This is a genomic window from Shewanella khirikhana (assembly GCF_003957745.1).
GTDB classification, from domain to species: domain Bacteria; phylum Pseudomonadota; class Gammaproteobacteria; order Enterobacterales; family Shewanellaceae; genus Shewanella; species Shewanella khirikhana.
In genome coordinates this window covers 2,561,790-2,575,052 of sequence record NZ_CP020373.1, presented here as the reverse complement: position 1 = coordinate 2,575,052, position 13,263 = coordinate 2,561,790, and the positions used below count along the sequence as shown (strand labels likewise).

General features: G+C 56.9%; 8 protein-coding genes. 5 read left to right on the top strand and 3 right to left on the bottom strand.

Annotation, left to right across the window (positions count from 1 at the left end; all coding sequences use genetic code 11):
- Positions 1-5: 5 nt before the first annotated feature.
- A complete protein-coding gene (locus STH12_RS11130) occupies positions 6-1,334 on the top strand; it encodes an NAD(P)/FAD-dependent oxidoreductase (RefSeq protein WP_126167616.1) in 1,329 nt (442 codons plus the stop codon).
- A 57-nt stretch (positions 1,335-1,391) separates the two neighbouring features.
- On the opposite strand, the gene nhaC is transcribed toward STH12_RS11130, so the two are convergent.
- From nhaC to yiaY, 3 genes are all read right to left on the bottom strand, one after another.
- Entirely contained in the window at positions 1,392-2,876 is a 1,485-nt protein-coding gene (gene nhaC / locus STH12_RS11125) for a Na+/H+ antiporter NhaC (RefSeq protein WP_126167615.1), read from the bottom strand.
- Between the two features lie 334 nt (positions 2,877-3,210).
- On the bottom strand, positions 3,211-3,573 hold the full coding sequence (locus STH12_RS11120; protein ID WP_126167614.1) for a cytoplasmic protein: 363 nt from the start codon (positions 3,571-3,573) through the stop codon (positions 3,211-3,213).
- 683 nt (positions 3,574-4,256) lie between these two features.
- Positions 4,257-5,405 (bottom strand): L-threonine dehydrogenase, encoded by a 1,149-nt coding sequence (gene yiaY / locus STH12_RS11115; RefSeq protein ID WP_126167613.1) that lies wholly within the window; start codon positions 5,403-5,405, stop codon positions 4,257-4,259.
- A 380-nt stretch (positions 5,406-5,785) separates the two neighbouring features.
- Between yiaY and STH12_RS11110 the strand changes: the two genes are divergently transcribed.
- Genes STH12_RS11110 through glgX form a run of 4 tightly spaced genes read left to right on the top strand, consistent with a single transcriptional unit; the run spans position 5,786 to position 13,186 of the window.
- Positions 5,786-7,528 carry a 4-alpha-glucanotransferase gene (locus tag STH12_RS11110; RefSeq protein ID WP_126167612.1) on the top strand — a complete coding sequence of 581 codons (1,743 nt, stop codon included), beginning with the start codon at positions 5,786-5,788 and terminating at the stop codon, positions 7,526-7,528.
- Positions 7,492-8,196, top strand: coding sequence for a 4-alpha-glucanotransferase (locus STH12_RS21715; protein ID WP_250645696.1), 705 nt, complete (start codon positions 7,492-7,494; stop codon positions 8,194-8,196). Before STH12_RS11110 ends, STH12_RS21715 begins: the two co-directional genes overlap by 37 nt.
- Before the next feature lie 50 nt (positions 8,197-8,246).
- Positions 8,247-10,883 (top strand): 1,4-alpha-glucan branching protein GlgB, encoded by a 2,637-nt coding sequence (gene glgB, locus STH12_RS11100; RefSeq protein WP_218567739.1) that lies wholly within the window; start codon positions 8,247-8,249, stop codon positions 10,881-10,883.
- Entirely contained in the window at positions 10,880-13,186 is a 2,307-nt protein-coding gene (gene glgX, locus STH12_RS11095) for a glycogen debranching protein GlgX (protein WP_126167610.1), read from the top strand. The genes glgB and glgX overlap by 4 nt, the downstream gene beginning before the upstream one ends.
- Positions 13,187-13,263 lie beyond the last annotated feature (77 nt).

Sequence of the window (13,263 nt, the reverse complement as noted above, 5' to 3'; positions counted from 1 at the left end):
CCGCCGTGTACGATCCTTTGGTTAGTTCGTGCCCAGCCGGGCTGCCGCTGGCGCGCTCCTATTGGAGTAGCACGACCGAATTGGCGCCGCCCAGACCACCGTTGCAGGGCGGCCACAAAGCGGACGTGGTAGTGATTGGTGCCGGTTTCACCGGGCTGCTGACGGCCTGGTATCTGGCATCGGAATATGGCCGCGAGGTCACAGTGCTTGAGGCCAACCGGGTAGGTTTTGGCGCCAGTGCCCGTAACGGCGGCTTTGTGCTCAAAGGCTCGGGGCGCCTCAGTTACGCCCAAATGGCGTCCCGCTGGAGTCTTGATACGGCCAAGGGCATTTATCAGGAATTTTCCGAGGCTGTCAGCCGGGTTGAGGATATTATCCGTACTACTGCCATCGACTGTGAACCTCAGCAGCAGGGTTACCTTAAAATTGCCCACAGCCCCAAAGCAATGGCTTCAATGCAGGCCGGTGCCGATTTTATTGCCCGCCATATGGGGCAGGGCGCCGAGTTTATCAGTCCTGAACAGCTCAAAGCGGAGTTTCTCTATCATCAGCAATCTTTCGGCGCATTGCGCCTTGCCGACGGTTTTGGCCTGAATCCGCTTAAGTTGCTGCTGGGTTACGCACAGCTTGCCGAACAGGCCGGAGTGGTAATTAATGAAGGCAGCACTGTGCTTGGCAGTCGTCAGGAGGCAGCGGGCTATGTGCTTGAAACCTCCCAGGGCCAGCTGCAGGCAAACGCGCTGGTGTATGCCGGTAATGCCTATTCGCAGCCGTCGCTGACGGACATGCTTGCCGGGCGTTTTTTGCCGATTTTGAGCAATGTCATAGTTACCGAACCGCTCAGTGACGAGCTACTTCGTGAAGCCGGGCTATACAGCCGTCAGGTAGCTATGGATACCCGGGTGCTCAAATACTATTACCGTTTGCTGCCGGACAACCGGCTGCTGTTTGGTGGCCGCGGCGCGGTGTGGGGCAAGGATGCCGATGACTATGTTTATGTGCGGCGCTTGCAACAGGCCATGTGCCGCGCGTTTCCGGCGTTATCCAGGGTTTCGCTCAGCCATCACTGGCACGGCTGGCTTGCTGCCGCCATGGATGATATGCCCCATGTGTATACCAAGGGCGGCGCGGGTTACAGCATGGGTTATTGCGGTGCAGGTGTGTCTTTCTCGGCCCAGGCAGCCTGGCGCCTGGCGGGAATGCTAAGCGGTGTAAAGCCGCCCCAGTTGCCGCTGTATGGCACGCCTTTGCCGCATTTTCCGCTGGCGCCGCTTCGTCGCCTCGGACAATGGGGCTACTACCATTACGGCCGTTTCCGGGACGCCCTGGGATAGGCAACAAAAAAGCCTGGCGAGATTGGTGTTTCCCCAGGCTTTTTCTTTTAAAGCGCTTTAGTCTGCGATTTCAGCTGCTTGCTTTTCATCCAGCAAAGACTCTGACTCATCCAGCGGCAGCAGCTTGATCTGGAAGTAGGCATAGCCAGCACTCACCACAGGGCAGATGTAATTGAAAAAGGCGAATGGCAGATAAGCAATGGTGGCGACGCCAAGGGTGCTTGCCATAAAGGCGCCGCAGGTGTTCCAGGGAACCAGCGGACTGGTGACAGTGGCTGAGTCTTCCAGGGCCCGCGACAGGTTTACCGGCGCCAGATTATGACGGCTGTACTCAAGCTTGAGCATACGGCCGGGCAAAATGATGGCAATAAACTGATCGGCGGTGATGATATTGGCACCGATGGCGCAGCCCAGAGTGGTGATCACCAGGCTGGATGAGGTTTTTACCATCGACAGCATGCTTTGCAGCAAACGGTTCAGCAGCCCGGTGGCTTCCATCACCCCGCCAAACGCCATGGCCGACAGAATCAGCCATACGGTGTTGACCATGCCCGACATGCCGCCACGGCTCAGCAGGCTGTCCAGCATCTCATCGCCGGTGTTGGCGCTGTAGCCATTGAACATGGCAATCCATAGCCCCTTGATGAGCGCCAGTGGCTGCCCCAGGCTTGGGTCTGCGGCAAGCTTGGTCACGCCATCAAACTGGAACAGCGCGGCGCAAAGCACACCGGCGAGGGTGCCCAGGATCACGGTAGGGAAGGCGGGCATTTTGCGGTAGGCAAGAAAGATAACCACCAGCAGTGGCAACAGCAGATGGGGGCCGATATGAAACTCGCTGTCGAGCAGCGCCAGGGTGGCGTCGAGGTTGGTTTCCACCCCGCTGGTATCGGCCGACAGACCAATAAAGAGGAAAATCAGCAGTGCAATCAGGATGCTGGGCACTGTGGTCCAGGTCATATGGCGGATATGGCTGAAAATATCCGTGCCCGCCACTGCGGGTGCCAGATTGGTGGTGTCCGACATTGGCGACATTTTATCGCCAAAATAGGCACCGCTGATGATGGCACCTGCGGTAATTTCAAGGCTCAGGCCAACTGCCTGGGCAATGCCGACAAGGGCGATACCCAGGGTGCCTGCCACTGTCCAGGAGCTGCCGATAGACAGCGCCACCAATGCACACAAGAGGCAGCTTGCCGCATAAAAATAATTCGGGCTCAACACCTGCATACCGTAGTAAATCATGGCGGGCACTGTGCCAGAGAGGATCCAGGCGCCAATTAAAGAGCCCACAGAGAACAGGATCAGCAGCGCCGGGGTGGCGACTCCAATACTGCGCACCATGCCTTCTTCGATATCTTTCCAGCAAAAGCCATTTTTAATGCCCACCACCATGGCGATACAGGCGGCGAGGATCAGGGCTATCTGGTTGGCACCGGAGGAGCTGTCGGAGGAGAAAAGGTAAACGGCGGCGGCGAGCATGGTGACCAGGGCCGCCACGGGGATAAGCGCATCCACCAGGCTGGGCTGTTTGTGGGAGGTCATATTTTACATCCTGAAATTATTATAATTTTTATTCCGACTTTGGTGTCGGATGGCCTGTTTTGGCCTTTATGTTTTTGCTTGTGTTTGGCAGTGTCTGCCGGACGCTGAGCGCCTGTGCGCGCCCAGAGCAAGCCTATCCTGACATACTTGAATGACAAAAGTCGATAACAAATCCGTTACCTTGGCGCCATCCAGGCCGCGTTATTCGGTGAAGCTGTGGAAGGTTAAAAGCCGCCGCAGGAAGGAGAAAGGAGCCATGGATGTGACGAATGAAGTGAGGAGTCCCAAAAACAAAAAGGGCGCCCTTTGGCACCCTTTAAGTGGTTAAGCACAATCAGATTTTGCCGAGGCGGTCCTGATAATCTTCGATAAGGTGGCTGACAATCGCCTTGGGATCGGCTTCGTCGCAGCACTCATCCAGGAAGAGTTTAAAGGTGACCAGGGCATGGCCGTCGTTTTTCAGCCGGGAGCTTTGCACTGCAAAAAACGCCTTTTCATCGGTGGCCTTGCGTATCACAAACCCTGCGTCTTCAAATGCCAGCTCTCCGGACTCGCTGTGCCATTTGGTGATACGTTTCAGGGCGATTTCACTGGAGTGGTTCAACTCGATGTGGTTTTTCCAGCTAACCTCGTGCTGGGGATCCTTGTAGTGTGGGCAGCGTACTGTGTAGTTATAAACATGGGTAATGGCTGTCATCGCTTTCCTGCCTTATGTTCACCAAAAATGTTGCGCCTAAGATAGTGTTACCTTAGCCCGATTTTCAAAAATGTGTAGCATCAGTGTCACTTGTCTTGTTTGTAACATGCTCATGGGGGTTAAAACGGGTGTTGGATCAAACTTTAGCAATCGCTGATGAAAAACTGAACAGTCCTAATCTAAAGCCGGGCTGAGTGGACTGGCTGGTTTTGGCAAGGGTTAGCCGCCGGCAAATGGTTTCGCGTAATGACTTTCGCGTGATGACTTCCGCGTGATGATTTTAGACGTCGCTTGGTATCGACACTTATTGCCGCTGCTTGCTTGCCGCTGCCTGCGCTGAATGGAAGTGGTTAACGCATCAGAAAAGAAACGGCCCGGCATTAAGCCGGGCCTGTGTTTGCCTAATCTTTGCAGGGAAAAAGCGAACAAGCACATTCTAAGTGATTTGTATCATTCTGTAACCCTGCGCTGGCTAAAAATGTAGGTAAATTTACATCAATCCGGGGAAATCTTTGCCTTTTGAACCGCGATCGCGTCATTAAATGATGCTGTACGCTATCGAGCTGTTTCATTGATATCCATTCGGGGATCAAGTGGCCAATAAAAAGGCCCCCGGGGGAGCACCGGGGGCCTGGCTTTGCCTCGCTGGAAAGGCTGGGCTTAAGCCCGGCCGTCAGCGAAAGTTAAAGCGCATTCTTGAAAATCTGACAGATTTCTTCGTGGCTTGCCTGCTTGGGATTGGTAAAGCCACAGGCATCTTTCAGGGCGTTGTCTGCCAGCACCGGAATGTCCGCTTCTTTCACCCCAAGTACGGTGAGGTTTTCAGGGATGTTCACCGCTTTGGACAGGGCCTTGATAGCATCGATGGCCGCCTGGGCGCCTTGCTCGTCGGTCAGCGCCGCAACCTCAACACCCATGGCTTTCGCCACATCTTTCAGTCGCTTAGCCGCAACCTGAGCGTTGTACTCCTGCACATAAGGCAGCAGCAGGGCGTTACATACGCCGTGGGGCAGGTCGTAGAAACCACCCAGTTGGTGCGCCATGGCGTGCACATAACCAAGGCTTGCGTTGTTAAACGCCATACCGGCAAGGAACTGGGCGTAGGCCATCTGTTCGCGGGCTTCAAGATCCTGACCATCGTGCACCGCGCGGGCAAGGTTAGCCTGGATAAGTTCAATCGCCTTGATGGCGCAGGCATCGGTAATGGGGTTGGCGGCAATGGATACGTAAGCTTCAACCGCGTGGGTCAGCGCGTCCATACCTGTTGCAGCGGTGAGCGCGGCGGGCTTTTTCAGCATCAGCTCAGGGTCGTTTACCGACAAAATTGGCGTGGTGTGCTTGTCCACAATGGCCATTTTGATATGGCGCGCTTCGTCGGTGATGATACAGAAGCGGGTCATTTCGCTGGCGGTACCTGCGGTGGTGTTAATGGCCACCAGCGGTAGTTGCGGCTTGGCCGATTTGTCCACACCTTCGTAGTCCTTGATGCTGCCGCCATTGGTGGCCACCAGAGCAATGCCCTTGGCGCAGTCGTGGGGCGAGCCGCCGCCCAGTGAAACCACAAAGTCACACTGGTTGTCTTTCAAAAGTTTAAGACCGGCTTCCACGTTGCCCGTGGTGGGGTTGGGCTGAACGCCATCAAACACCACGGCCACAATGCCGTTTTCACCGAGTTTTTCGACCAGATCGCCGGCAATACCGATTTGTACCAAGGGCTTATCGGTCACAATCAGTGCCTTTTTAAAGCCGAGGGTTTTGATATCGCCAATGGCATCGTCCACCGCACCCTGACCGAGTACGTTTACTGACGGGATAAAAAATTTAGCAGCCATACATCCACCTTTCTAAGCTGAAATTGAGTTTCTTCTGGCGCTAAAGGTAACAGTGGCTTTGGGCTGAATTTGTGATCCGGCGCAGGCTTTGTACCCACAAGTGGGTAAAAGAATTCAAAAGTTGTAAGTGGTTAACACAATGGTGTTGCCCTGTTGTCTGGGGCAGTACTTTACCGTGCAGCGGCTGATGCATTTTTGTGCAGCCTGCACCGCCTTGGTGCTCAAATGAAATCAAATACCTGCAATTCCACCCACTTACCCTTGGCCGCAGATTCTCCAAGTTAATAATTTTTATCTTCATTTTGCTGAAACCAAAGTGAAGCAATTCCTTGGCATGCTGTCTGCTCCATGACCACTGATGGTCGAATTGGGTGGAGAGAATGGCATTGGACAAGCTCTTTTATCTGCAAGGGATAGGAGACAGGTTCATCGATTGCAGCGGCGCCGAGCGCAGCTTCAGTCATGATGAGCGCATGGCCTTGCTGTGTGCCCTGATGCGTAGGGACTCAGCACCGGGCGAGCAGGATATTGCCAAACGTATTGAAGCGCTGGACGCTGCCCCCTGGCTCCATGTGCTGCCGGGGCTGCAACACGCCTTTGTTGATGAGCCCGCCATAGAACTGCAGCTGCCGGAGTCTGCCTTTGCGGGCGCGCCGCTGCCTGTTGCTCCGCAGCATGAGTCTGGTTCAGCCGCTACCGCCAATCCTCTGCCTCCCCAACACTCAATTGAGCTTTGTATTCGCTTGACTGGCGACGAAAACTCAGGCGCCAAAGCGCCGGCAAGCTATCGGCTCAGTTTGACGCTCGCGCAGGCAAAAGAGGTGGGCGACTATCTTCGCCCCGAAGGCCGTTATCTCAGACTGCGTTTGCCATTGCCTCTTGAGCTTCAAATTGGCGAGTACCAACTGACGGCGACACTGGATTGGTTCGCGCAACATGCCTTTTCCGGCGAGTTGTTGATTGTCCCCAGGCGCGGCTATCAGGGGGTGCTGGATACGTCTGCGCCCTCCAAACTCAGTCGACCATGGGGCCTTGGGATCAGCCTTTTTTATCTTCGCAGCCAGCGCCAGTGGGGCGTGGGCGATTTTGCCGATTTGGGCAAATTGATTGAGCTTGGCGCCGAATCCGGCTGCGACTTTATTACCTTAACCCCGCTGCACGCGCCTTCCCTCGCAAGCACCAGCCTTATCAGCCCATATAGCCCGTGGGATCGACGCTTTCTAAATCCACTGGCGATTGCCATCGACTGGCTGCCGGAATATGCCGGTCTCAGTCAGCAATTTAAAGCGGGTGAGTGGCTGCGCGAGCGGCTGCTGCTCAACCAACTTGCCGAGATTGATTACCCCAAAGTCGCGCTGCTCAAATACCGGGCATTGGCGCGACTGTTTGCGGCGTTTGAGGCCATGGACGAACTGAGCGGCCGGGTGCAGCGCTTCGAAGCCTTTGTAAAAAGCCGCGGTCAGGCGCTTGAGAGTTTCTGCCAAAGCCAGCTTGCTGAAGCCAAGGCGCTCGGCGCCGTAAGCGAAGGCGCACTCTGGTGGGCCGACGAGGCGCTGTCTGTGGCGCTCGATACCCCGCGCTTCTTTGGCTGGCTGCAATTTGTTGCCGATGAACAGCTTGAGCAAAGTCAGCTGCGCTGCCGTCAGGTGGGAATGCGCCTTGGACTGGTACGGGATCTCGCCGTCGGCGCGCTGGGGCAGGGCAGTGAAGTCAGTGCCCGCTACCAGAGCTGCCCTGCAGAGCCCTTACTGCAAGAACCTGCTGGAGAGCCTGCTGCAGCGGCATCTGACGGGTTCGGCGCCTTTTGTGAGCGGCTCGATATTGGCGCGCCGCCAGACCCCTTTTCTGCCACCGGCCAGAACTGGGGCATGCCGCCTTTCGACCCAGTGGCCCTGAAGCAATCTGCCTTTCACGCCTTCAGGCGCCTTTGCCGCGAAAACATGCGCCACTGCGGCGCCCTTCGTATCGACCATGTGATGGCGATGAGCCGCATCTGGTGCTGGAGCCCCCCCTTGACGGCGACGCCGCCCAGCAAGTTCACCCGGAGCAGAACGGCGGCGCTGGCGATACACGACTTGGATGTTACCTGCATTTCCCGGCCGACACCCTGCTGGCCATCTTAACCCTCGAGAGCCATTTAAGCCGCTGCGTACTCATAGGTGAAGATCTGGGTACAGTGCCGCCAGGTCTCAGAGAAGAGCTTAAAAAGCTTGGGATTTTTGGCAACGACCTGATTTATTTCTGCCGCGAAGGCGAGCGTTTTATTGCCCCGGCCAAGCAGCGCCGCGCGGCCTTGCTGCAGCTGGGTAATCAGGATGTGCCGCCCTTTATCGCCTGGTGGCGAGGGCTGGATTTACAGCAGCTTGACGCCATAGGCCTTGGCCGTGAAGGGGCACTTATGCAGCGTCAGCGCGATAAAGGGGCGCTGGTTCAGGCGCTGTCGGACGAAGGGGTGTTGGCAGCAAACGCCCTGAAGTCGGATGCCACTGCGGCCGACGATGAGCTGGCGGCATTTGATGAACTGGCAGTATTCGATGCCCTGCTCAATTGGTGTGGTCGCAGCCGCGCCGAGCTTGTGGGGGGCAGCCTTTGGGATCTGGCGCTGGAAACCCGGCCGGTGAATATCCCCGGCACCCATAACGAATATCCCAACTGGCGCGCCCGCCTGAGCCAATCGTTGGACAACCTGTGGCAATCGGCCGGATTTCGCGCCCGCTTGCATGCCATTCGTTTGGGCAGGCGCGGTGAATTGCAGCCTGACACTGTGGCGACCCAGGGGACAGATGCCTGAGCACAGAATTACATTTTAAAAATATCCAGTTACCGCCTTTGGAGGACACCATGACAGCCCCGGATGTTTGCGAAAGCGATGTGAATAGCACCCTGGTCAGCGCTTCGGCGTCGGGCCAGAACTCCGAGCAGGCGCATGCCGATGCGTATTCACAAGTCCAAAGCTCAGCCTTGGCTCATTCAGGGCTTATCAGTGAGCAGGAGGCCCGCCTGTTGGCCCGTGGCGAATACGTCGATGTGTTTTCCCTGCTGGGCATGCACAAGGTTGCCGGCAAGCTCTGTGTGCGCTGCTTTTTACCGGGTGCCATGGCGGTGGATGTGCTGACCAAAGACGGTAAAAAGGTGGCAACTCTTGATGCGGTGGCGCGGGAAGGGCTGTTTGCCGGCCTGCTTGGGCGGCGCAGCAACCCCTTTACCTACCGGCTGAGGGTGGCCTATCCCGCCTTTGAGGTGGTGATTGATGACCCCTACGGCTTTGGCTCGCAGCTTGACGACACTTCGCTCTACCTTTTCGGTGAGGGGCGTGAGCTGTATGCCCAGGATTATCTGGGGGCCAACCAGCGTGTGGTCGATGGCGTGGCGGGTATTTTGTTTTGCGTTTGGGCGCCCAATGCCAAACGGGTTTCTGTGATTGGCGATTTCAACCACTGGGACGGCCGGGTGCATGTGATGCGCCAGCACCCCGCCAGCGGCATCTGGGAGATTTTTATCCCGGCAGTGCATGATTTGGCCCACTACAAGTTTGAAATCCTCACGCCTGCAGGGGAGCTTCTTATCAAATCCGACCCCTTTGCCAAAGCGATGGAAGCGGCGCCCAACAATGCATCCAGAGTGGCGCCAGCCTCAGCATTTGTGTGGCAGGATGATGCCTGGATGAGCGGGCGCAGCCGCGACTGGCACAAAGAAGCCGTGAGTATTTACGAGCTGCATCCCGGCTCCTGGCGGCGAAAGCAGGACGGCAGTGAGCAGCCACAAGGCACCTGGCTCAGTTACCGCGAGCTTGCCGATGAGCTGGTGCCTTACATCAAGTCCATGGGCTTTACCCATATTGAGCTGATGCCGCTGTCGGAATTTCCCTTTGATGGTTCATGGGGTTACCAGCCGGTAGGCCTCTTTGCCCCCACCCAGCGCTTTGGCAGTGCCGATGACCTTAAATATCTGGTGGATGCCTGCCACCGCGCCGGCATTGGCGTGCTGCTGGATTGGGTGATAGCCCATTTCCCATCCGATGCCCATGGCCTGGCGCGCTTCGACGGCAGTTGCCTTTATGAGCATGAAGATCCGCGCCTTGGACGTCATCCCGACTGGGACACCCTCATCTACAACTATGGCCGCGTCGAGGTGCAAAGCTTTTTACTGTCGGCAGCCACCGTGTGGCTTAGGGACTTTCACATCGATGGGCTCAGGCTCGATGCTGTGTCGTCGATGCTGTATCTGGATTACAGCCGCGAGGCGGGGCAGTGGCTGCCAAACAGCGAAGGTGGTCGCGAAAACCTTGATGCCATCGACTTTTTAAAGCTTCTGAATCAACGGCTTTATGCCGAGTTCCCCGGCATAATCATGATTGCCGAAGAGTCCACCGCCTGGGACGGTGTTACCCGGCCCGTGCATCAGGGCGGGCTTGGCTTTGGTTTTAAATGGAACATGGGCTGGATGAACGACAGCTTAAGTTATCTTGCCAAAGACCCCGTCTATCGCAGTTTTCATCATCATCAGCTTACGTTCGGCATCATGTACGGCCACAGCGAGCAGTTTATTTTGTCCCTCAGTCACGACGAAGTGGTGCACGGCAAAGGCGCGCTGCTGTCGAAAATTCCCGGTGACGACTGGCAGAAGTTCGCAACGCTTCGCGCCTACTACGGCTACATGTGGGGCTTCCCCGGCAAAAAGCTGTTGTTTATGGGCGGCGAGTTTGGTCAGCGTGATGAATGGAGTCACGACAGAAGCCTCGACTGGCACCTTTTGCAATATGCGCCCCATCAGGGGCTGGCGCTGTGGCTTGCCGATTTGAACCGCTTGTACCGCGAGCGCAGTGTCCTTGGACAGAGCGATCACGATATGTCAGCCTTTCATTGGCTTGACTGCGACAACGCCGCCCACGGCATTTACGCCTTTGTGCGCGGCTGGGGCGAAGAGGCCCTGGTGTTTGTGGTCAATATGACCCCTGAGCTGTATCACGGCTACCGACTTGGACTGCCGGATGTTATCGAGGCTGACGCTGGGGAACACGATGCTAAGCAGGGTTGTGTTGCGGGGCAGGCCTGTGTTGCGGGGCTGGACAGAGCTGCCGCCGTTGAGTGGTGCGAGCTTTTAAACAGTGATGCCCACTGTTATGGCGGCAGCAATCAGGGCAATGGCGGGGTAATTGTCTGTGACGACGTGCCTGCCCAGGGGCAGCGAAGAAGCGCCCTTATCACAGTGCCGCCCCTTGGCTGCCTGGTGATTGCCCGTGCTGCTTCCAAACGCACTGAATCCGGGCAAACGCTCGCTGTGGTTGAGTCTTCGCTCGCCACTGCCAGTAAAACCGCTGCCACTAAAACCGCAGCCGCTAAAACCAACGCGGTTAAAGCTAAAACCGAGAAAGCTAAAACCGAGAAAGCTAAAACCGAGAAAACCAAAACCACGAAAGCCAAAACCGCGACAGCCAGGCCAGTCGCAGGTACCGGGTTGAAAGGGGCGCGAAAATGAACTTCCACGCCGGACAGCCTGGAGTATGGCTAACCGACGAAGGCGCCAGTTTTTGCGTGTTCAGCGGAGACAGTCAGGCGGTATTTTTGTGCCTGATTGACGAGGCTGATAAAGAGTTTTGTTATCCAATGACCCGTCGGGGTGACCTCTGGTCTTTGACCGTGGAAGGGGTGCGCCATGGCCAGTGTTATGGCTACCGGGTCCACGGCGAGCAGGACGCCTTTGGTTCGCTGAAAGACCCATCAAGGCTGCTGCTTGACCCCTATGCCCGCGCCATAGTTGGCATGCCGGCAAAGTCACAGCGCGAGGAAGCTGTTCTCAAAAGTCGTCTGCTGGATACTGCCGCGCTGCCGCCCTTTGTGCACCCCAAGCCCGAGCAGCGGCTGGAGCACAGCGTGCTTTACGAGCTGCATGTAAAGGGCTTTTCCATGGGGTTTCCCGGTATTCGCGATGAGCATCGCGGCAAGTTTCTCGCCTTTACTGAGCCTAAGGTGCTCGATTATCTCGCCAACCTTGGCATTACCGCGGTTGAGTTGATGCCCTGCCAGCAGTTTTTTCACGAGCCCTTTTTAACCGATAAGGGGCTCACCAACTACTGGGGTTACAACAGCATCGGCTTTTTCGCGCCCCACAGTGACTACGGTGATATTAGCGACTTTCGCGCCATGGTCGACGCCCTTCACGGCCGCGGCATCGAGGTGATTTTGGATGTGGTCTACAACCACACCGCCGAAGGTGGCGCCGAGGGACCGGTTTACAGCTTCAAGGCCCTCGATAATGCCGCCTATTACCGGCTCACCGAGGGCGGCGGTTATATCAACGACACCGGCTGCGGCAACACATTGAATCTCAATCATCCGCGGGTGCTTGAGTTGGTGATGGATTCGCTGCGCTACTGGAGTGAGGTGGGCGGGGTTGATGGATTCAGATTCGACCTGGCCGCTTGTCTTGGCCGCACGTCGACCGGCTTTGATGTGATGAGTGGCTTTTTCGCCGCCATCGGCCAGGACCCTCAGCTTAAGCGTCTCAAGCTTATCGCCGAGCCCTGGGATGTGGGACCGGGGGGGTATCGCTTAGGCGAATTTCCGATGGCGTTTTCGGAGTGGAATGACAGATACCGCGATGCCATCCGCCGCCTGTGGCGCGGCGATGAAACCATGTTGGGGGAGTTTGCCCGCCGCTTTCACGGCTCGGCGGATCTGTTTGAAGCAAGCCTGCGAGGCCCCTGGGCGAGCCTTAACTTCATCACCAGTCACGACGGTTTTACGCTTCGGGATTTGCTCTCCTACACCGAGCGCCACAACGAGGCGAACCTTGAAGATAACCGCGACGGCCACCGGGAAAACCTGAGCCAGAATCAGGGCGTTGAGGGCGATGCCCCCGAGCTTGAGCCACTGCGCCAGCACAAAGCCCGCGCCATGCTGATGACGCTGCTCTGCTCCTTCGGGGTGCCTATGCTGCGCGCCGGTGATGAGCTGTGGCAAACCCAAAAGGGCAATAACAATGCCTACTGCCAGGACAATCCGCTGGCCTGGATTGACTGGGAAAACGCCGACCAGGATTTTGCAGAATTTGTACGTGAGCTTATTGCCATTCGCCGCCGCCTGCCGCTCCTCGGCGCTGAGCGTTATATCCACAGCACCAGCGTCGAAGATGGCCGCAAGGGGCGTTTTCTGGCTTGGTTTAACGAGCGCGGCGAGCCGATGCAGGACGCCGATTGGCAGGGCGCGGCAAAGCGTGAGCTTAAAGCGGGCATAACAAGGGCTTCTGGGCCGCGCCATGAGCAAACGCCGCTGGCGCAGGCCATAGGTGATGCCGTCGGGGCCGAGCCGAACTTTTACGACCTAAGCCCGGATGTCTGCAGGGCAAGTTCAGGCGCGCTCGAGTGCTTTTCAACACAGAAAGTGGCCCCAGAAGAGGAGCTGGCAATTGTAGCCGAGGCCATCCAGGGCACCACAGCGCTGATAGCCGCCTTTGGCGAGCATCATCCCCTTCGCGGCGAGCAGTTGCTGCTGTTTGTGATAAATCCCGGCAGTGACGATCGCATCCTGCGTTTGCCCTCATTCAGCCTCTGGTCGCAGCTTACCGTCCTTTGCAGCAATGCCGCTGACTCTGCGAGCAGTCCCGATAACAACCTTGATAGCAGCAGCCTTATCCAGGGCCGCATGGTGCAAAGCGGCAGCTGTGTGTATCTGCCGGCCTTTGGCGCGGCGCTGCTGCAAAGTGTCTCGACGGCGGCGGGCGGGGCGCAATTTCCCGAGTCACAGCAGCAAGCTGCCGATGATGAAGGTTCCAACCCTTAAGCCTCAGGGCATGTGGCAAAGGAGCAAGTTATGCCTAAGCGTGAAACAAGTACGGTTGAATCAGCTGCTGCCGGTGG